Annotated in this window: 16 protein-coding genes; 7 read left to right on the forward strand and 9 right to left on the reverse strand. The window is 61.3% G+C overall.

Translation table 11 applies throughout. From position 1 onward, the window contains the following. Positions 1-101: 101 nt before the first annotated feature. Positions 102-1,919, reverse strand: coding sequence for an ABC transporter transmembrane domain-containing protein (locus C9383_RS02780; protein WP_162843512.1), 1,818 nt, complete (start codon positions 1,917-1,919; stop codon positions 102-104). A 207-nt stretch (positions 1,920-2,126) separates the two neighbouring features. On the opposite strand from C9383_RS02780, the gene C9383_RS28095 reads away from it, so the two are divergent. Next, positions 2,127-2,300 (forward strand): PA1571 family protein, encoded by a 174-nt coding sequence (locus C9383_RS28095; protein ID WP_060753137.1) that lies wholly within the window; start codon positions 2,127-2,129, stop codon positions 2,298-2,300. 68 nt (positions 2,301-2,368) lie between these two features. On the opposite strand, the gene pdxB is transcribed toward C9383_RS28095, so the two are convergent. After that, entirely contained in the window at positions 2,369-3,511 is a 1,143-nt protein-coding gene (gene pdxB, locus C9383_RS02785; RefSeq protein WP_060753136.1) for a 4-phosphoerythronate dehydrogenase PdxB, read from the reverse strand. A 196-nt stretch (positions 3,512-3,707) separates the two neighbouring features. On the opposite strand from pdxB, the gene C9383_RS02790 reads away from it, so the two are divergent. Then, entirely contained in the window at positions 3,708-5,102 is a 1,395-nt protein-coding gene (locus C9383_RS02790; RefSeq protein WP_060753135.1) for an MATE family efflux transporter, read from the forward strand. 9 nt (positions 5,103-5,111) lie between these two features. Here the strand turns inward: C9383_RS02790 and tusA are convergent, their stop codons facing one another. Both tusA and rlmM read right to left on the reverse strand, forming a co-directional pair. Then, positions 5,112-5,363 carry a sulfurtransferase TusA gene (gene tusA, locus C9383_RS02795; RefSeq protein ID WP_060753134.1) on the reverse strand — a complete coding sequence of 84 codons (252 nt, stop codon included), beginning with the start codon at positions 5,361-5,363 and terminating at the stop codon, positions 5,112-5,114. 145 nt (positions 5,364-5,508) lie between these two features. Next, the gene (rlmM, locus tag C9383_RS02805) at positions 5,509-6,585 is read right to left on the reverse strand and encodes a 23S rRNA (cytidine(2498)-2'-O)-methyltransferase RlmM (protein WP_060753133.1); all 1,077 of its coding nucleotides are present in this window, start codon (positions 6,583-6,585) and stop codon (positions 5,509-5,511) included. 196 nt (positions 6,586-6,781) lie between these two features. Here rlmM and acnA point away from each other — a divergent pair, with 196 nt between their 5' ends. After that, positions 6,782-9,523 (forward strand): aconitate hydratase AcnA, encoded by a 2,742-nt coding sequence (gene acnA, locus C9383_RS02810; protein WP_090366169.1) that lies wholly within the window; start codon positions 6,782-6,784, stop codon positions 9,521-9,523. Between the two features lie 127 nt (positions 9,524-9,650). Here acnA and C9383_RS02815 read toward each other — a convergent pair whose 3' ends face one another. Beyond that, entirely contained in the window at positions 9,651-10,586 is a 936-nt protein-coding gene (locus C9383_RS02815; protein ID WP_090366171.1) for an aspartyl/asparaginyl beta-hydroxylase domain-containing protein, read from the reverse strand. Positions 10,587-10,855: 269 nt separating this feature from the next. After that, complete coding sequence (gene cysK / locus C9383_RS02820; RefSeq protein WP_090366173.1) at positions 10,856-11,830, reverse strand: cysteine synthase A; 975 nt, start codon at positions 11,828-11,830, stop codon at positions 10,856-10,858. A gap of 125 nt (positions 11,831-11,955) precedes the next feature. Between cysK and C9383_RS02825 the strand changes: the two genes are divergently transcribed. From C9383_RS02825 to C9383_RS02835, 3 genes are all read left to right on the forward strand, one after another. Next, complete coding sequence (locus C9383_RS02825; protein WP_090366174.1) at positions 11,956-13,029, forward strand: DUF748 domain-containing protein; 1,074 nt, start codon at positions 11,956-11,958, stop codon at positions 13,027-13,029. Between the two features lie 99 nt (positions 13,030-13,128). After that, positions 13,129-13,974, forward strand: coding sequence for an AAA family ATPase (locus C9383_RS02830; protein WP_060753128.1), 846 nt, complete (start codon positions 13,129-13,131; stop codon positions 13,972-13,974). After that, positions 13,974-15,152 (forward strand): vWA domain-containing protein, encoded by a 1,179-nt coding sequence (locus C9383_RS02835; protein WP_060753127.1) that lies wholly within the window; start codon positions 13,974-13,976, stop codon positions 15,150-15,152. The genes C9383_RS02830 and C9383_RS02835 overlap by 1 nt, the downstream gene beginning before the upstream one ends. 127 nt (positions 15,153-15,279) lie before the next feature. Here the strand turns inward: C9383_RS02835 and C9383_RS02840 are convergent, their stop codons facing one another. Genes C9383_RS02840 through C9383_RS02850 form a run of 3 tightly spaced genes read right to left on the reverse strand, consistent with a single transcriptional unit; the run spans position 15,280 to position 17,632 of the window. Continuing rightward, positions 15,280-16,194 carry a 5-oxoprolinase subunit C family protein gene (locus C9383_RS02840; protein WP_090366176.1) on the reverse strand — a complete coding sequence of 305 codons (915 nt, stop codon included), beginning with the start codon at positions 16,192-16,194 and terminating at the stop codon, positions 15,280-15,282. Then, entirely contained in the window at positions 16,191-16,895 is a 705-nt protein-coding gene (locus C9383_RS02845; RefSeq protein WP_090366177.1) for a 5-oxoprolinase subunit B family protein, read from the reverse strand. Before C9383_RS02845 ends, C9383_RS02840 begins: the two co-directional genes overlap by 4 nt. After that, positions 16,892-17,632, reverse strand: coding sequence for a 5-oxoprolinase subunit PxpA (locus C9383_RS02850; protein ID WP_060753124.1), 741 nt, complete (start codon positions 17,630-17,632; stop codon positions 16,892-16,894). The genes C9383_RS02845 and C9383_RS02850 overlap by 4 nt, the downstream gene beginning before the upstream one ends. A gap of 173 nt (positions 17,633-17,805) precedes the next feature. On the opposite strand from C9383_RS02850, the gene C9383_RS02855 reads away from it, so the two are divergent. Next, positions 17,806-18,717 carry a LysR family transcriptional regulator gene (locus tag C9383_RS02855; RefSeq protein ID WP_090366179.1) on the forward strand — a complete coding sequence of 304 codons (912 nt, stop codon included), beginning with the start codon at positions 17,806-17,808 and terminating at the stop codon, positions 18,715-18,717. Positions 18,718-18,845 lie beyond the last annotated feature (128 nt).

An 18,845-nucleotide genomic window follows, 5' to 3' on the forward strand; every position in this document is an offset into this window, starting at 1 on the left:
TGGCGCAGCCGCCCCAACAAGGATGCCTCGATGCTTCAGAGAGACCGAGGTGCCTGGATTTGGGGCGGCTTCGCCCCCCCAGCGCGGGGCAAGCCCGCTCACTACTTTTCGCCTTCCTTCCCATCACTGAACTGCAAAGCGGCCAATCGTGCATATAGAGGATTGCTCGCAATCAACTGCTGGTGCGTACCGACCGCGATCAATTTGCCTTGATCCATCACTGCGATCCGGTCCGCGTTCTTCACGGTTGCCAATCGATGCGCAATCACCAGGGTGGTGCGCCCTTGCATCAACTGCGGCAGCGCCTGCTGGATCAAATGCTCGCTCTGGGCATCCAGGGCGCTGGTGGCCTCGTCCAACAGCAGGATGGGCGCATCTACCAGCAATGCACGCGCGATGGCCAGGCGTTGGCGTTGACCGCCGGAAAGGCCCATGCCGCCGTCGCCGAGGTGGGTCTGGTAGCCGTCGGGCATTTGCAGGATAAAGTCGTGGGCGTGGGCAATGCGCGCGGCGGCTTCGACCTGCTCACGCGTGGCGGACGGGTTGCCGTAGCGGATGTTTTCTTCGACGCTGCCGAAAAACAGCGCCGGGCTCTGGGATACCAGGGCAAAATGCTGACGCAGGTCCATGGGGTCGAGATCGGTCAGCGGGTGGCCTTCCAACAGGATGCGGCCTTGTTGTGGATCGTAGAAGCGCAGCAACAGGTCGAAAATCGTCGATTTACCCGCCCCGGACGGCCCCACCAGGGCGAGGGTTTCGCCAGGGTTGATCGTGAGGCTCAGGCCATCGATGGCATAGCGGTCTGGCCGCGACGGGTAGGAAAAATGCAGGTCCTGCAATTCCATACGCCCGCTGACCCGCTCCGGCAACTGCAGCGTGCCAGTGGCCGGTGCCTGGATCTCGTTGCTCGACTGCAATAGCTCGCCGATACGCTCAGCGGCCCCCGCAGCGCGCTGCAATTCCCCCAGCACCTCACTCAAAGTGCCTACGGCACTGCCGACGATCAAGCTATAGAACACAAACGCCGCCAGTTCACCGCCGGAAATGCGCCCGCTGATCACGTCCATGCCACCCACCCACAGCATCACCCCCACGGCGCCCAGCACCAGCATGATCACCAGGGTAATCAGCCAGGCCCGTTGGGCGATGCGCTTGCGCGCCGTGGCAAACGCGTCTTCCACGGTCACGGCGAAGCGTTGTTCGTCCTGCACCTGGTGGTTGTAGGCTTGCACGGTCTTGATCTGGCCGAGGGTCTCGGACACGTAGCTGCCCACATCGGCGATACGGTCCTGGCTCAGGCGCGAGAGGCTGCGCACGCGGCGACCGAAAATCAGGATCGGTGCCAGCACCAGCGGCAAGGCCACCACCACGATACTGGTCAGCTTGGGGTTGGTGACAAACAACAAAACGATGCCGCCGATGACCATCAACCCGTTACGCAGAAACAACGACAAGGACGAGCCGATCACCGATTGCAGCAGCGTGGTGTCGGTGGTCAGCCGTGACTGGATTTCCGAACTGCGATTGTTTTCATAGAACCCCGGATGCAGATAGATCAGGTGGTTGAACACCTGCCGACGGATGTCCGCCACCACCCGCTCGCCAATCCACGAGACCAGGTAGAACCGGGTAAAGGTGCCGACGGCCAGGCCCAGCACCAGCACCATGAACAGCCCGATGGACTGGTTGAGCAGGTGCGGTGACTGGGTCATGAACCCTCGGTCTACCAACAGACGGATGCCCTGCCCCATCGACAAGGTGATACCCGCCGTGACAATCAGCGCCAACAAGGCTGCCAGCGCCTGCCAGCGATAGGGCGCGATAAAACGGCTGGCCAAGCGAATCGCATGACGTTGACGGACTGAGAACATGGAGGGTTTCACCTGCGCCAAGAAAGAGAGGTCTGTGCACAGCAACATTGGGGGAACTTGTGTAAATAACAATGAGTCAGGTTATTTATGCCCGCCGATACAGGCTGCTAGAGGCTATCGGTCTAAAGCACGGCTGGAAATATGTATCGGTTTCTGGTGGACTGGATACCCGCACCGTGACTTTGCAAGGAGTTGTAATAGCTCGGTCACGCGGAGAAATTAAACTAGGTACACAACCTGATGAGGAGACAGGCCATGACCTTGCAAAACAGCAGCGATGCCAAAATTAACGTAATCCGCCAACCGCAGCAGTTGCCTTGCTCGTACATCGACGCCAAGGGCCGCGAGGTTCAGATTACCGAAGAGATGATCCAGCAAGCGTGTCACGAGCTGGAACAGCGACTGGTCAAACCTGCCCAGCAAGGCTGAAGCGCCCACGCTCTTTCAAACCCGGCCTCGATGGCCGGGTTTTTTATTGTGTGCTCGTTTATTGGGTGCTAGATCGTTACCGCACCCAAGGCGGACACGATGTTCGACAAGGCTGGCGATTCGCCGTTGATCCGCACGCGCAGGCCATCGATCTCGCGGCGCTCCGGATAGTGCTTGCGCAGCAGGTCGAAAGCCTTGCGCTGCTCTTGCTCGCTGCCTACGAGGCTGCGGCGAAAATCCGCATCATCACGGCGCGGGTCATAAACGCTGCGGCACAAGGTCGCCAGCGCCCAGGCCGGGTCGGTCGAGGCATTCAGGTGCACCTCGGCCAGCCACGGCGCCGGCAGCAGGTCGCTCAATTGAATGCTGGCCGGCTGGCCCAGATGCGCACAGAGCGCTTGATAGATCTGCGCCGTCCCACGTTGCTTGCCGTCCAGGCTGTAACCGGCAATATGCGGCGTGGCCAGCACGCACAGGTCAGCCAGGTCGACATCCACCTGCGGCTCGCCTTCCCACACGTCCAGCACCGCTTGCAGGTCTTCGCGAGCCAGCAACACCTCGCGCAGGGCTGCGTTGTCGACCACCGGCCCCCGGCTGGCATTGATCAGCCAGGTGCCGGGCTTGAGACGATTCAGACGCTCGCGATCAAACAGATGCCAGGTGGAACCATTGCCGGATTGGGTCAGCGGCGTATGCAGGCTGATCACATCGCATTGTTCGATGATCTGCTCCAGGCTGACGTAATCACCGTCTTCGGCGATCTGGCGCGGCGGGTCGCACACCCGCACATCCCAGCCCAGGCCCTTGAGCACCTTGACCAGGCGCCCGCCCACTTCACCCGCGCCCACCACGCCGTAGGTGCGCTGCTTGAGGTCGGCCCCCTCGATTTCAGCCAGGGTGTGCAAGCTGCCCAGCACATAATCCACCACACCCCGCGCATTGCAGCCGGGGGCGCTGGACCAGGCAATGCCGGCCTGCGTGAAGTATTCCAGGTCCAGGTGATCGGTGCCGATGGTGCAGGTTCCGACAAACCGCACCGCAGTCCCCTCCAGCAAGGCTCGGTTGACGTGGGTCACCGAACGCACCAACAGCACATCGGCCTGCTCGACCGTGGCGCGGTCGATGGAACGACCGGGCACCCGGCGAATTTCGCCAAACCCTTCGAAGAAGGCATCGAGCAGCGGGATATTTTCGTCGGCAACAATCAGCATGGCAGGCTCCTTTCGCGGACCCGCAGTGTAACAGCGCGCATTCCCGGTGGGAGGGGGTTTACTCCCTCCCACTTGGATTCGCGGTGTTGGGAAAGGACGCTTACAAATCGCTAACACAGGTTTTTTCCTGGCCAATGCGTCAAAGCGTAGAATCCGCCGTCCTTGCACTTCGCTTCCCGATTGGACACCCCCGCACGTGAACACTGCCACCACCCCCCTCACCCGCCCCGCCCGTATCAGTCGGGAAGTGCGCGGCCTGCTGACCCTCGCCCTGCCGATCATGATCGGCCAACTGGCAACCACGGCGATGAGCTTTGTCGACGCCGTGATGGCTGGGCGCGTCAGCCCGCAGGATCTGGCCGCGGTGGGCCTGGGCAATTCGATCTGGATTCCGGTGTATCTGCTGATGACCGGCACCCTACTGGCCACCACGCCGAAAGTCGCCCAGCGCTACGGCGCCGGCCAGTTCAGCGAGATCGGCCCACTGGTGCGCCAAGCCCTGTGGCTGGCGCTGGTGGTCGGGATCAGTGCCGCGTTGTTGCTGCTCTGCGCCGAACCCATCCTGCATGCCATGAAGGTCGAGCCCGACCTGATCGAACCCTCCATGGGCTACCTGCACGGTATCGCCGCAGGCATGCCGGCTGTCGCGTTCTATTACGTGTTGCGCTGTTTCAGTGACGGCCTGGGCCGCACGCGGCCAAGCATGGTCATGGGCCTGTGTGGGTTGGCGCTGAACATTCCCCTGAATTACATCTTCATCTACGGCCACCTGGGCGTACCGGCCATGGGCGGCGCGGGCTGTGGTTGGGCCACGGCGATTGCGATGTGGGTGATGATGCTCGGCCTGGCCGCCTGGACCCGCTGGGGGCCGGCCTATCAGAGCAGCGAGCTGTTCAAGCGTTTCGACTGGCCCCAGTGGTCGGTGATCAAGCGCGTGCTGGGCATCGGCCTGCCCATCGGCGTCGCGATCTTTGCCGAGTCGAGCATCTTCGCGGTGATCGCCCTGCTGATCGGCAGCCTGGGCGCTACCGTGGTCTCGGGTCACCAGATCGCGCTGAACGTCAGTTCCCTGGTGTTCATGATTCCTTACTCCCTGAGCATGGCGATCACTGTACGCGTCGGCCAGGCCCTGGGCCGTGGCGAACCCCGTGAAGCGCGCTTTGCCGCCGGGGTCGGCATGGGTACGGCGTTGGCGTACGCCTGCTTGTCCTGCGGCCTGATGCTGGTGTTCCGCGAACAGATTGCGACGATCTACACCCCCGACCCGGTCGTGATCCACCTGGCCTCGACGCTGATCGTGTTTTCGGCGCTGTTCCAGTTCTCCGACTCGGTCCAGGTCACCGCCGCCGGCGCGCTGCGTGGTTACCAGGATACCCGGGTGACCATGGTGCTGACGTTGTTCGCCTATTGGGGCGTGGGCCTGCCGGTGGGCTACGCCCTGGGCCTGACCGACTGGCTCGGCGCGCCCAGCGGCCCAAGCGGCTTGTGGCAAGGGCTGATCGTGGGCTTGAGCTGTGCGGCGGGGATGCTGCTGGTACGCCTGGCGCGCAGTGCACGCCGGCGCATCCGTGCGCACAAGGCGTATAGCTAGGAACGCAATTCAGGAAGCGTTCTTGCGAATCCAATACAGGTACGTACCAGCCTGCTCCTGCTGATCCACCAGTTCGTGGTCAAGGAACACGCAGAACTTGGGGATATCGCGGCGGGTCGACGGGTCGGTCGCGATCACCTTGAGCAAGCCGCCCGGCGGCAGGTCACGGATGTGTTGGTGCAGCATCATCACCGGCTCCGGGCAGTTGAGGCCCGTTGCATCGAGCACTGCGTCTACAGGCAAATCGAGGGGTTGGTTCATACATCACTCCTGAAACGGCACCGCTCAAAATGTGGGAGCGGGCTTGCTCGCGAAGACGCGGGCACATTCAACATGGATTTCGACGGTTATACCGCTTTCGCGAGCAAGCCCGCTCCCACAGGGGTTTTGTGGTCAGTTCAATTCTTCAGCGGGTCTTGGGTTTCTTCGCAGTTTCCAGCCGACGCAAGTGGCAAGTCACTTCTTCACGATCGTGATACAGCTGTTTGCAGCCGATCTCCACGCGAATGCCGCGCGCCTTGAAGCCTTCCTCGATACGCTCCAGCAAGCGCTTGACTTCGGCATAGCGCTGCTTCATCGGCAACTTGAGGTTCACCACCGCCTCACGGCAATGCCCCTCGCCGATCCAGGTTTCCAGCAGCGCCGCATTACGTGCAGGCTTTTCAACGATGTCGCAGACCATCCAGTCCACCGGCTGCTTGGGCACGAAGGTGAAGCCGTCGGCCATCAAATGCTGCACCAGGCCGGTGTCCATCAGGCTTTCGGCCATGGGGCCGTTATCGATGGCGGTCACCAGCATGCCGCGGTTGACCAGTTGCCAGGTCCAGCCGCCCGGTGCTGCGCCCAGGTCGACGCCGGTCATGTCGCTGTGCAGCCGCTCGTCCCACTGCTCGCGGGGGATGAAGTGGTGCCACGCCTCTTCCAGTTTCAACGTCGAGCGGCTCGGCGCTTCGCGGGGGAACTTCAGGCGGGGGATGCCCATCGGCCACATCGCCGAATTATTCGACTCGGCCAGGCCCATGAACACCTCACGGCCACTCTTGAAGGTCAGCAGCAGGCGCGGCTTGCTCGGGTCGTCCACCAGCTTGCCGGCGTTCAACAAGGCTTTGCGCAGGTGCACTTCGAATTTCTTGCAGAAATTCGACAGCTCTTTGCCGTCGTTGGTGTCGACCATTTCCAGCCACAGGCTGCCGCACACCGGGAAGCCTTGCAGGTGCGCGAGGATTACGCTGATGCGATCCGTTTCCGGCAAGTCGATAAACACCCCGCGCGCCCACTGCCTTGGGAAGATCAACTCGGCAAAACGCTGGCCGTGCATCAGGCGCTGGGCGCCGTCTTCTTCGGTGCAGACAAATTCGGCGCAGGCGCTGCCGGTCTTGGCCTTGGCATAGCCGGAAACGTTCAGGCGCGCGGCGTGCTCCGCGATCTCGGAACAGACTTCGCCTTCAAAACCCGGGCGGCAGTGCATAAAAAGGGTGTTCATCAACTCTCCTGGTGAATCGACCGGCTTGCGCTATCGCAATACCTGTCATGAAAACCCGCGCATGATAACGGAGTTCTGAACCTTGGACTTAGCGATAGAGTCCAGTTATTAGCCTGCTAATGAAAACAGGGCTAACGTGTAAGGCTCTGTTCGTCCCGTCAGGTCCGTAGCCGTGCGGACCATAAGGAGTCACGTAATGTCATCCCTTGATAGCCTGAGAACCCTTAAAACACTGGAAATAGACAGCAAGACCTACCACTACTTCAGCCTGCCCGAAGCCGCCAAGAGCCTGGGTGACCTGGACACGCTGCCGATGTCGCTCAAGGTGCTGCTGGAAAACCTGCTGCGCTGGGAAGACGCCAAGACCGTCACCGGTGCCGACCTCAAGGCCATCGCCGCCTGGCTCAAAGAGCGTCGGTCCGACCGCGAGATCCAATACCGCCCCGCACGGGTGCTGATGCAGGACTTCACCGGCGTACCGGCCGTGGTCGACCTGGCCGCCATGCGCGCCGCCGTGGCCAAGGCCGGGGGCGACCCGCAGCGCATCAACCCGCTCTCCCCGGTGGACCTGGTGATCGACCACTCGGTGATGGTCGACAAGTTCGGCAGCACCAGCGCGTTCGAGCAGAACGTCGACATTGAAATGCAGCGCAACGGCGAACGCTACGCCTTCCTGCGCTGGGGCCAGAGCGCCTTTGACAATTTCAGTGTGGTACCGCCCGGCACCGGCATCTGCCACCAGGTCAACCTCGAATACCTGGGCCGCACCGTATGGACCAAGGACGAAGACGGCCGCACCTACGCATTCCCCGACACACTGGTGGGCACCGACTCCCACACCACCATGATTAACGGCCTGGGCGTACTCGGCTGGGGGGTGGGCGGGATCGAAGCGGAAGCGGCGATGCTCGGCCAACCGGTGTCGATGCTGATTCCGGAAGTCATTGGCTTCAAGCTCACCGGCAAGCTCAAGGAAGGCATCACCGCTACCGACCTGGTGCTGACCGTCACCCAGATGCTGCGCAAAAAAGGCGTGGTGGGTAAATTCGTCGAGTTCTATGGCGACGGCCTCGCCGACCTGCCTCTGGCGGACCGCGCCACCATCGCCAACATGGCCCCGGAATATGGCGCCACCTGCGGTTTTTTCCCGGTTGATGAAGTGACCCTGGACTACCTGCGCCTGTCCGGTCGCCCGACCGAAACCGTCAAGCTGGTAGAGGCCTACACCAAGGCCCAGGGCCTGTGGCGCAACGCAGGCCAGGAGCCGGTGTTCACCGACAGCCTGGCGCTGGACATGGGCGACGTCGAAGCCAGCCTCGCCGGGCCGAAACGCCCGCAGGACCGGGTCTCGCTGCCCAATGTGGGCCAAGCGTTCAGCGACTTCCTCGACCTGCAGTTCAAACCCGCCAGCAAAGAAGAGGGCCGCCTGGAAAGCGAAGGCGGCGGTGGCGTCGCAGTGGGCAATGCCGACCTGGTGGGCGAAACCGACTATGAAGAGGCTGGCCAGACCTATCGCTTGAAAAACGGCGCCGTGGTGATCGCGGCGATCACTTCCTGCACCAACACCTCCAACCCCAGCGTGATGATGGCGGCCGGGCTGGTAGCGAAAAAGGCCGTGGAAAAGGGCCTGACCCGCAAACCTTGGGTCAAGAGTTCCTTGGCGCCCGGCTCCAAAGTGGTCACCGACTATTACAAGGCGGCGGGCCTCACCCAATACCTGGACAAACTGGGCTTCGACCTGGTGGGTTATGGCTGCACCACCTGCATCGGCAACTCCGGCCCATTGCCCGAGCCGATTGAAAAAGCCATCCAGAAAGCCGACCTCACCGTCGCTTCGGTTCTGTCCGGCAACCGCAACTTCGAAGGCCGCGTGCACCCGCTGGTGAAAACCAACTGGCTGGCCTCACCGCCGCTGGTGGTGGCGTATGCGCTGGCCGGTACGGTGCGCATCGATATCAGCCGCGAACCGCTGGGCAACGACCGGGATGGCAAGCCGGTGTACCTCAAGGACATCTGGCCAAGCAGCCAGGAAATCGCCGACGCGGTGGCCCAGGTCAGCACGGGCATGTTCCACAAGGAATACGCCGAGGTGTTTGCCGGGGACGCGCAATGGCAAGCGATTGAAGTACCGCAGGCCGCGACCTACGTATGGCAGAAGGACTCCACCTACATCCAGCACCCGCCGTTCTTCGATGATATTGCCGGGCCTTTGCCGGTGATCGAGGATGTCAAAGGCGCCAAGGTGCTGGCCCTGCTGGGGGATTCGGTGACCACCGACCACATCTCCCCTGCCGGTAATATCAAGACCGACAGCCCCGCCGGTCGCTACCTGCGCGAGCAAGGCGTGGAACCGCGCGACTTCAACTCCTACGGCTCACGCCGGGGCAACCATGAAGTGATGATGCGCGGCACCTTTGCCAATATCCGCATCCGCAACGAAATGCTCGGCGGCGAGGAAGGCGGCAATACGTTGTATATCCCCACCGGCGAGAAGATGGCGATCTACGATGCGGCGATGAAGTACCAGGCGGCGGGCACGCCGCTGGTGGTGGTTGCCGGGCAAGAATACGGCACCGGCTCCAGCCGCGACTGGGCAGCCAAGGGTACCAACCTGCTGGGGGTCAAGGCGGTGATCGCCGAGAGTTTCGAGCGTATCCACCGTTCCAACCTGGTGGGCATGGGCGTGCTGCCCTTGCAGTTCAAGCTGGATCAGAACCGCAAGACGCTCAAACTGAGCGGCCGGGAGACGATCGATATTCTTGGGCTGACCCAAGCCGAGATCGAGCCGCGAATGAACCTGACGCTGGTGATTACCCGGGAAGATGGCAGCACCGAGAAGGTCGAGGTGCTGTGCCGGATTGATACCCTGAACGAAGTCGAATACTTCAAAGCCGGGGGCATCCTGCACTACGTACTGCGCCAACTGATCGCCTCGTAGAAAACTCAAAGGAGATCAAATGTGGGAGGGGGCTTGCTCCCGATAGCGGTGTATCAGGTTGAGTCTGTGTACCTGACCCACCGCTATCGGGAGCAAGCCCCCTCCCACTTTTTTTACTGTGTTGCGATCAGAACAACCAACGCCACAGCAACACCAGCACCACCACAGCCAGCACCGGCCGTGCAACACGGTAGGCCTTGGGATGCTTGCGCTTCCACTGCTTGACCACACCACTGAACTTGTCGCTGAAGGTCTTGCTCCAGGCATAGGCCTGGTTGATCCCGCCTACGCGTTCGTCATCCAGGTTCTGCGGCGCGGTGGCGCGGCCCAGTTGCTTGCTGACCCAGCGGTTGACGCGGGTCATCAGGCGGTTGCTCAGCGGGCGCTCGATGTCGCAGAACAGGATGACGCGGGTCTGTTCGGTTTCGTTCTTCACCCAGTGCACATAGGTTTCGTCGAACATCACGTCTTCACCGTCGCGCCAGGCATAGATCTGGCCGTCGACAAAGATGCGGCAATCGTCGGAGTTCGGCGTGGACAGGCCCAGGTGATAACGCAGGGAACCGGCAAACGGGTCGCGGTGCGGGTTCAGGTGGCTGCCGCCCGGCAACAGCGCGAACATTGCGCCCTTGACGTTAGGGATGCGGCTCACCAGCGCCACGGTTTTCGGGCACAGAGCCTCGGCCGACGGCAGCGGTTTGTCGTACCACTTGAGGTAGAAACGCTTCCAGCCCTTTTTGAAGAACGAGCCGAAACCGGCGTCGTTGTTCTTTTCGGCGGCGCGGATGTAACCCTCGTCGAACAGGTGCATGGCCTCTTCGCGGATCACTTCCCAGTTGTCCTTGAGCACATCCAGTTCGGGGAACTTGCTGCGGTCCAGGTAGGGTTTGGACGGCACCGCCGAAAACAGGTACATCAAGGCGTTATAAGGGGCGAACAGCGCCGAATGGTTGACGAACTGACGCAACACCGGCAAACGCGCCTTGCCGCGCAAATGCACGTACAGAATGCTGCCGATAAAAAGCGACAGCACCGACAGTTTGGCGGCCAAAGAAAAGGTCATGCAGCAACTCCTGGAAATAAGCGCCTGGCCAACAGCAGACGTAGCAGCCGGCCATGATAAACACTTGAGCCAGTATGCAGAAGGCCCAGGTCGACCGGCTGACCTACATCAACCCCCTTGGATAAAGACTTGTAGTGAGCGGGCTTGCCCCGCGCTGGGGGGCGAAGCCGCCCTAATCCAGACACCTCGGTCTTTCTAAAACACCGCGGCGTCCTTGTTGGGGCGGCTGCGCACCCCAGCGCGGGTGTAAGCCCGCTCACTACAGGCGATCAAGCCTGGTTCTCTTGCTCGGTAAACAAATCACTGAACAGCATGCTCGACAGGTAGCGCTCACCGGAGTCCGGCAGGATCACCACGATGGTCTTGCCCTGCATTTCCGGTTTCTCGGCCAGGCGCACGGCCACGGCCATGGCGGCGCCACAGGAAATACCGCACAGGATCCCCTCCTCCTGCATCAGGCGCAGGGCCATGGCCTTGGACTCATCGTCGGTCACCAGTTCGACGCGGTCGACCATCGACAAATCGAGGTTTTTCGGCACGAAACCGGCGCCGATCCCCTGGATTTTATGCGGGCTGGGCTTGATCTCTTCACCAGCCAGCGCCTGAGTGATCACCGGCGAGATGATCGGCTCGACGGCCACCGACACAATCGGCTTACCGACCGTCTTCTTGATATACCGCGACACGCCAGTGATGGTGCCGCCGGTGCCCACGCCTGCCACGAGCACATCCACGGCGCCGTCGGTGTCGTTCCAGATTTCCGGGCCGGTGGTTTTTTCGTGGATCGCCGGGTTGGCCGGGTTCTCGAACTGGCCCGGCATAAAGTACTGGGACGGATCGCCGGCAACGATTTCGCCGGCTTTTTCGATGGCGCCCTTCATGCCTTTGGCCGGCTCGGTCAGCACCAGTTCGGCACCGAGGGCCTTGAGTACCTTACGGCGTTCGATGCTCATGGACGCTGGCATGGTCAGCAGCAGTTTGTAGCCACGGGCCGCAGCGACAAAGGCCAGGCCAATGCCGGTGTTGCCGGATGTCGGCTCGACGATGGTCATGCCCGGCTTGAGTTTGCCGGTGCTCTCGGCGTCCCAGATCATATTCGCGCCAATGCGGCACTTCACCGAATAGCCCGGGTTACGCCCCTCGATCTTGGCCAGGATGGTCACGCCACGCGGTGCGATGCGGTTGATCTGTACCAGGGGCGTATTACCGATGGAGTGCGCGTTGTCTGCAAAGATGCGGCTCATGACGGGTCCTTAAAGCAATTTGAACAATGGCCCCAAGGGTATGCCTCGTCATCCGAGGCGTCCAGTCAGAGGAACGTTGCGCCCACGCCAAAGGTCCATCGCCTATACCGTTGGAGAACCTCACTATGAAACGTCGCTACAGTGGGCTGCTATGGATCGTCGCCGTACTGGTGGTGCTGTTGATCGCCCTGGACCTGGCCCTGCCCTATCTGGTGCGCAATTACCTCAATGACAAGCTCGCCGACATGGGCGATTACCGTGGCCAGGTCACGGATGTGGACGTGGCGCTGTGGCGCGGCGCGTACCGGATCAATGGCTTGCAGATCGTCAAGGTCGACGGCAAGGTGCCGGTGCCGTTCGTCAAGGCGCCGGTGATCGATTTGTCGGTGAGCTGGCATTCGCTGTGGTACGACCACGCCGTGGTGGCCGAGGTGCAGTTCTTCCAGCCGGAGCTGAATTTTGTCGACGGCGGCAACCAACAATCCTCGCAGACCGGTAAGGGCACCGACTGGCGTGAACAGTTGGGCAAACTGTTGCCGATCACGCTCAACGAAGTGCGCATTCAAGACGGCAAGATCGCCTTCCACAACTTCACCTCCAAGCCGCCGGTGAATATCAAGGCCAGTTCGGTGAACGCCAGTTTCTACAACCTGACCAATGTGGTCGACGTCCAGGGCAAGCGTGACGCCAGCTTCGAAGGCAAAGCCCTGTTGCAGGGCCAGGCTCCGCTGGAAGCCTCCGCCACCTTTGACCCGTTGAGCAATTTCGAAGATTTCGAATTCCGTTTCCGCGCCAAGGACCTGCAACTCAAGCGCATGAACGAGTTTGCCTCGGCCTACGGCAAATTCGACTTCAAGGCCGGCACCGGCGATGTGGTGATCGAGGCCCAGGCCGAAAAAGGCCAGTTGAAAGGCTACATCAAACCGCTGCTGCGCGATGTCGAGGTGTTCGACTGGCAGCAGGACGTCGAGAACAAGGACAAGAACATCTTCCGCTCGATCTGGGAAGCCGTGGTCGGCGCCAGCGAAACCGTATTGAAGAATCAGAACAAAAACCAGTTTGCCACCCGCGTAGAGTTAAGCGGCAGCGTGCACCAGCAAAATATCAGCGCGTTCTCCGCGTTTTTGGCGATTTTGCGTAACGGTTTCATCCAGGCCTTCAATGCGCGGTATGAACAACCCAAACCCTCGGCGAATTGAATGTGACCGGTCATTCAGAGACTGAATAATCCGCCTGCGTTCACAGTCGCCGGGGCTGCGCGGTATAGTCCGGGCATAGATGAATTCGAGGAATGACCGATGAAGTTCGAAGGCACCCAGGCCTACGTTGCCACCGACGACTTGAAACTGGCCGTCAACGCTGCGATTACTTTGGAACGCCCGTTGCTGGTCAAGGGCGAACCGGGCACCGGCAAGACCATGCTCGCCGAGCAACTGGCCGAATCCTTCGGCGCCAAGCTGATCACCTGGCACATCAAATCCACCACCAAGGCCCACCAGGGCCTGTACGAGTACGACGCGGTCAGCCGCCTGCGCGACTCGCAGTTGGGCGTGGATAAAGTCCACGACGTGCGCAACTACCTGAAGAAGGGCAAGCTCTGGGAAGCCTTCGAATCCGAAGAACGCGTCATCCTGCTGATCGACGAAATCGACAAGGCTGACATCGAGTTCCCCAACGACCTGCTGCAAGAGCTCGACAAGATGGAGTTCTACGTCTACGAAATCGACGAGACCATCAAGGCCAAAAAACGCCCGATCATCATCATTACCTCCAACAACGAAAAAGAACTGCCGGACGCCTTCCTGCGCCGCTGCTTCTTCCATTACATCGCCTTCCCCGACCGCACCACCCTGCAAAAGATCGTGGATGTGCACTACCCCGATATCAAGAAAGAACTGGTCAGCGAAGCGCTGGACGTATTCTTCGATGTGCGCAAAGTGCCGGGCCTGAAGAAAAAACCTTCCACTTCCGAACTGGTCGACTGGCTCAAACTGCTGATGGCCGACAACATCGGCGAGGCCGTGCTGCGCGAGCGCGACCCGACCAAGGCCATTCCGCCCCTGGCCGGCGCCCTGGTGAAGAACGAGCAGGACGTTCAGTTGCTGGAACGCCTGGCCTTCATGAGCCGTCGCGGTAATCGATAATGTTGCTCAACCTGTTCAATGAAATGCGTGCAGCCAAGGTGCCAGTGTCGGTACGCGAGCTGCTCGACCTGATCAACGCCCTGAAACAGCGGGTGACGTTCGCCGACATGGACGAGTTTTACTACTTGGCCCGGGCGATTCTGGTCAAGGACGAACGGCATTACGACAAGTTCGACCGCGCCTTCGGTGCCTACTTCAACGGCCTGGAAAAACTCGATGACCATCTGCAGGCGCTGATCCCGGAAGACTGGCTGCGCAAGGAGTTCGAACGCTCGCTGACCGATGAGGAACGCGCGCAGATCCAGTCCCTGGGCGGCCTCGACAAATTGATCGAGGAATTCAAGAAACGCCTGGAAGAACAGAAAGAACGCCACGCCGGCGGCAACAAGTGGATCGGCACCGGCGGCACCAGCCCATTCGGCTCCGGTGGTTACAACCCGGAAGGTATCCGCGTCGGCGATGCGGGCAAGCGCCAGGGCAAAGCCGTGAAGGTGTGGGACCAGCGCGAGTACAAGAACCTCGACGATCAGGTCGAGCTGGGTACGCGCAACATCAAGATCGCGCTGCGCCGCCTGCGCAAGTTCGCCCGTCAAGGCGCGGCGGAAGAGTTGGACATCGACGGCACCATCGACCACACCGCTCGCGATGCCGGCCTGCTGAATATCCAGATGCGTCCGGAGCGGCGCAACACCATCAAGCTGCTGTTGCTGTTCGATATCGGCGGCTCGATGGACGCCCATGTGAAGATCTGCGAAGAGTTGTTTTCCGCGTGCAAGACCGAGTTCAAGCACCTGGAGTACTTCTACTTCCATAACTTCGTGTACGAGTCGGTGTGGAAGAACAACCAGCGTCGCACCTCTGAACGCACGTCCACACAAGACCTGCTGCACAAGTACGGCGCGGATTACAAAGTGATTTTCATCGGCGACGCGTCGATGGCGCCCTACGAAATCACGCAAGCCGGTGGCAGCGTCGAGCACTGGAACGAGGAGCCTGGGTATGTGTGGATGCAGCGCTTCATGGCCAAGTACAAGAAGCTGATCTGGATTAACCCGTATCCGAAGGACACGTGGGGCTATACGGCGTCGACCGGGATTGTGCGGGAGTTGGTGGAAGACCAGATGTATCCGCTGACCCTGCGCGGGCTCGAAGAAGGCATGCGTTTTCTCTCCAAATAAACACGCCTCCTGAGATCCAATGTGGGAGGGGGCTTGCTCCCGATAGCAGTGTGTCAGTCAGCCCATCAGGTACTGAGCCACCGCCATCGGGAGCAAGCCCCCTCCCACATTTTGATCCCAGTGTCTTTTAGACCGTGGCCAGCCGCAGTAAAAAGTCGACATGCTGCCGGTGTGCAGTCTCCTGCACCACCGGCGTCAACCTCACCGTTTCCCCCGGCAGGCACTGCGCCAATCGCGCCAGCGCCAACGGCGTCAAGGCGCCCAGGCGCGGATACCCCCCAATCGTCTGTCGATCATTAAGCAACACGATCGGCTGCCCATCCGGCGGCACCTGGATGGCCCCCAACGGAATCCCTTCGGAAATCAATGACGGCCCCTGGTACTGCAACGGCGTGCCCAGCAGGCGCATGCCCATGCGGTCGGCGCGGCTGTCGAGGGTCCATTCGGTGTTGAACGCATCAAACAGGCTTTGGCCGCTGAACTGGCCGATCTGCGCACCGACGATCACCTCCAGCGGCGCCTTGGCGGGCAAGGCCGGATCAGCCAACACCCTCATCGCCCCGCCGACACCGGAATAACCCAGGCGACCGCCTTGGGCCAACGCCTTGCCGAAACCGTCCGGGCCGCCCAGCTCCTCGCGCACGACCGTGGCGCAGCTGCCCAACACCGATGGCGCATCGAACCCGCCCGGTGCCGCCAGGTAAGCCCGGGCGCCACTGAACGGCTGGGTGAAGCGCAGCCGCTGGCCCTTTTGCAGGATAAAACTGCGGCCCGGGCTGATCGCGCGCTCATCGATATACGCGCCCAGATCCGCCCCGGCCAACGCCAGCAGGCAATAATCCTCGGCCTGCAGGGTAAAGCCGCCCAAGGTGATTTCCACTACCGGCGCATCCAGCGCATTGCCCAGCAGCCAATTGGCCCAGGACATCGAGACCCAATCCAGCGCCCCGCCCTGCGTCACGCCCAGGTGGCGCACACCAAAGCGGCCCGCATCCTGCAACAGGCACAGCGGCGTGCTGGCCTCGATCAACAAGTGGCTCATGCCTGCGCCTCCAACGGCGTGTCGTCGCCACCCAGGTTGATGAATTCGGCGTGGTCGACCGGCTCGAAACGCACCGTGTCGCCGGGCTGCATCAGGCTGTAGCCGTCACGTTCGCGGTCGAAGAGTTTGGCCGGGGTGCGCCCGATCAGGTTCCAGCCGCCGGGGGAGACCACCGGGTAGGCGGCGGTTTGCCGTTCAGCGATGCCAACGCTCCCCGCCGCGATGCGTTTGCGCGGCGTATTGAGGCGCGGTGTGGCGAGGATTTCATCGACCAGCCCCATGAACGCGAACCCCGGGGCAAAGCCGAGGGCGAACACCTGGTATTCATGGGCGCTGTGACGGCGGATCACCGCCTCAACCGCCAGGCCACTGCGCCGGCTGAGCAACGTCAGCTCCGGGCCCACGCTCAGGTCGTACCACACCGGCAGCACATGGGCTTGGCCGCTGCCCTGAACCTGAGGTTGCAGGTCAGTCAATGCCAGGTCGATCAACTCGCGTGCCTGGGCCGGGCTGAGCGCCGTGAGATCGTAATGCACCATCAAGGTGGTGTAAGACGGCACCAGATCCACCAGCGCCGCGCCGAACCTCTCGCGCAAGCGCTGAGTGGCGGCGAGCATCCACGGCATATTGGCTTCGGCAATCACTTCGAACAGACGCACCATCAAGCCGTCAATGGCGACCACTTCAATGCGTGGCTTCATGCTGACTTCAACGCCTCGCGGATGCGTTGTACCGCAGCGATCGAACTGGCGTTATCGCCATGCACGCACAAGGTGTTGGCCTGCAAGATCAAGGCGCTGCCGTCGCTGGCCGTCAGGGCTGCGCCACGGGAAATGGTCAGGGCCTGCTGCAAGATCGTGTCGGCGTCGTGATGCACGGCCCCCGGCAATTGACGGGAAACCAGGTGGCCCTTGGCGTCGTAGGCGCGGTCGGCGAACGCTTCAAACCACAGGATCACACCGTATTCATCACCCAGCGCCTGGGCCGCGCTGTTGTCGCGGGTGGCCAGCAGCATCAGCGGCAAATCGCCATAAGCCGCCACGGCCTGGATCACTGCACGCAGTTGCGCAGGGTTGGCCATCATGTCGTTGTACATCGCCCCATGGGGTTTGACGTAGCTGACCCGTCCGCCCTGGGCGCGACAAATGCCATCGAGAGCGCCGATCTGATAATGCAGCAGGTCCTGGATCTCCTGGGCCGTATAGGCCATGGAGCGACGGCCGAAGCCTTGCAGGTCCTGGTAGGCCGGGTGTGCACCGACTTGCACACCGTGCTTGAAAGCCAGGCTGACGGTCTTGCGCATGATGCTCGGGTCGCCGGCATGGAAACCGCAGGCCACGTTGGCGCAATCGATGAACGGCATGACCTCGGCATCCAGACCCATGGTCCAGTTACCGAAGCTTTCGCCGATATCGCAATTCAATAACAGACGGCTCACGGTGGGCGCTCCTGTAGGCGTTGTTTTTTGTAGTGTGGGATTTTTTACCCGGAACTCGCAACTTGTCCTCATACCCCAACGACGCTTATCGTGGAATGGCTCGATTTTTGGCGTTTGCCCGGTGCGGCGTCCAACTAATAAAAACCGATCCATGCATAAGAAAAGTTGATCCCATGAATTTGAAGTTCCTCGAAACCTTCGTCTGGGTGGCCAAGCTCAAGAGCTTTCGACTGACCGCCGAGAAGCTGTTCACGACCCAGGCCTCGATTTCCAGCCGCATTGCGGTGTTGGAAAGCGAGCTGGGTGTGAAGCTGTTGCTGCGCGACTCACGGGGCGTGAGCCTGACCCCGGAAGGCTTGAAGGTGCTCGATTACGCCGAGCAAATGATGGGGACCATGCAAGAGCTGAAGCGGTCCCTGGAAACCACCAGCAGCAAGGTCGGGCGCATTCGGATCGGCGTGATGGACACCGTCATCCACACCTGGCTGAGCCCGTTGGTGGCGGAACTGATGGATCATTTCCCGCTGGTGGAAATCGAGTTGATCGCCGATACCGCATTGAACCTCAGCGATCAGTTGCAAAAAGGCTTTCTCGATCTGATCCTGCAAACCGACCTGCTGCGCCTGGAAACCGTGCGCAGCCTGGAACTGGCCAGCCACCCCATGGCCTGGATCGTCGCCAGCCACTCGATTTACCACCGCGACTACGCCTCCCTCGCCGAACTGGCCCAGGAGCGCATCATTACCTACTCGAAAAATTCCCACCCGCACCAGGACGTGCTGAGCCTGATGCAGGCCAACGGCGTGGCCGCGCCACGGATGAACTGTGTGAATTCGGTGTCGGCGATTACCCGTTTGCTGCGCGATGGCTTCGGCATCGGGGCGCTGCCGCCGGTGCTGGTCAGCGAGGAATTGGCGCGGGGGGAATTGGTGATGTTGCCCATGACGCAAAAACTGCCGAACTTGCAGGTGGTGGTGTCGTGGCGTGTGGGAGTGGAGTTGGTGGAGGAGATTGTGGGGTTGTGCCAGACAGTCGTGACCCGTTATGCCGAAGAAGTCGGCGAGGAGCGGATGGTCCTGAGCTGAACGGTGGGAGGGGGCAGTTAAAAGAACCTGCCGCGACCAAGCTCTGTAGTGAGCGGGCTTGCCCCGCGCTGGGTGGCAAAGCCGCCCCAACAAAGACGCCGCGGTATTTCAGGAGGACCGAGGTGCCT

The sequence above is a fragment of the Pseudomonas palleroniana genome, assembly GCF_003031675.1.
Lineage (GTDB): Bacteria > Pseudomonadota > Gammaproteobacteria > Pseudomonadales > Pseudomonadaceae > Aquipseudomonas > Aquipseudomonas palleroniana.

Coding starts and splice junctions, on each gene's coding strand:
- C9383_RS02780 (WP_162843512.1), bottom strand. CDS start 1,919: ATGTTGCTGTGCACAGACCTCTCTTTCTTGGCGCAGGTGAAACCCTCC.
- C9383_RS28095 (WP_060753137.1), top strand. CDS start 2,127: ATGACCTTGCAAAACAGCAGCGATGCCAAAATTAACGTAATCCGCCAA.
- pdxB (WP_060753136.1), bottom strand. CDS start 3,511: ATGCTGATTGTTGCCGACGAAAATATCCCGCTGCTCGATGCCTTCTTC.
- tusA (WP_060753134.1), bottom strand. CDS start 5,363: ATGAACCAACCCCTCGATTTGCCTGTAGACGCAGTGCTCGATGCAACG.
- rlmM (WP_060753133.1), bottom strand. CDS start 6,585: ATGAACACCCTTTTTATGCACTGCCGCCCGGGTTTTGAAGGCGAAGTC.
- acnA (WP_090366169.1), top strand. CDS start 6,782: ATGTCATCCCTTGATAGCCTGAGAACCCTTAAAACACTGGAAATAGAC.
- C9383_RS02815 (WP_090366171.1), bottom strand. CDS start 10,586: ATGACCTTTTCTTTGGCCGCCAAACTGTCGGTGCTGTCGCTTTTTATC.
- cysK (WP_090366173.1), bottom strand. CDS start 11,830: ATGAGCCGCATCTTTGCAGACAACGCGCACTCCATCGGTAATACGCCC.
- C9383_RS02825 (WP_090366174.1), top strand. CDS start 11,956: ATGAAACGTCGCTACAGTGGGCTGCTATGGATCGTCGCCGTACTGGTG.
- C9383_RS02830 (WP_060753128.1), top strand. CDS start 13,129: ATGAAGTTCGAAGGCACCCAGGCCTACGTTGCCACCGACGACTTGAAA.
- C9383_RS02835 (WP_060753127.1), top strand. CDS start 13,974: ATGTTGCTCAACCTGTTCAATGAAATGCGTGCAGCCAAGGTGCCAGTG.
- C9383_RS02840 (WP_090366176.1), bottom strand. CDS start 16,194: ATGAGCCACTTGTTGATCGAGGCCAGCACGCCGCTGTGCCTGTTGCAG.
- C9383_RS02845 (WP_090366177.1), bottom strand. CDS start 16,895: ATGAAGCCACGCATTGAAGTGGTCGCCATTGACGGCTTGATGGTGCGT.
- C9383_RS02855 (WP_090366179.1), top strand. CDS start 17,806: ATGAATTTGAAGTTCCTCGAAACCTTCGTCTGGGTGGCCAAGCTCAAG.